The 613-nt window shown below is 74.6% G+C and carries 1 protein-coding gene; it reads right to left on the bottom strand.

Going from position 1 to position 613, the window contains the following annotated elements; translation table 11 throughout:
- A partial coding sequence (locus tag OG982_RS30905) for a ketoacyl-synthetase C-terminal extension domain-containing protein (protein ID WP_323139310.1) occupies positions 1-613 on the bottom strand: 613 nt, incomplete at both ends.

A 613-nucleotide genomic window follows, 5' to 3' on the forward strand; every position in this document is an offset into this window, starting at 1 on the left:
GGGCGGCCTAGGGTGACGCCCGGAGCCGATCCGTCCGGGCCGAGCGCGGCAAGGGACTCCAGAGCGCGGAGGAGGCCGGGCTCGTCGGCGGCGGTGAGGACAGCGCGGTGTTCGAAGTCGGTGCGGCCGCTCGCGAGCGAGTGGGCGACGTCCCCGGCGCGCAGGCCGGGGTGGGCGGTCAGGTGCGCGTGGAGCTTCGCGGCCTGGGCGCGCAGGGCCGCCGGTGACTTGGCGGAGAGGTTCCACAGCGGTGGTACGGGGACCACTGCGGCGGGCGGCTCGACGTCGGCAGGCTCGGGCGCGGGGTCCTGCGCGGGGGCCTGTTCGATGACGGTGTGGGCGTTGGTGCCGCTGATGCCGAACGAGGAGACACCCGCGCGGCGCGGCGCGCCGGTCTCGGGCCACGGTACGGACTCGGTGAGCAGCCGGACGGCGCCCTCCGTCCAGTCGACGTTCGGCGTGGGCTCGTCGACGTGCAGGGTCTTGGGCAGGACGCCGTGGCGCATCGCCATGACCATCTTGATGATCCCGGCGACACCGGCGGCGGCCTGGGTGTGCCCGATGTTGGATTTGATGGAGCCGAGGAGCAGCGGCCGGTCGTCCGGCCGGTCCT

It is taken from the genome of Streptomyces sp. NBC_01551, from assembly GCF_026339935.1.
GTDB lineage: Bacteria > Actinomycetota > Actinomycetes > Streptomycetales > Streptomycetaceae > Streptomyces.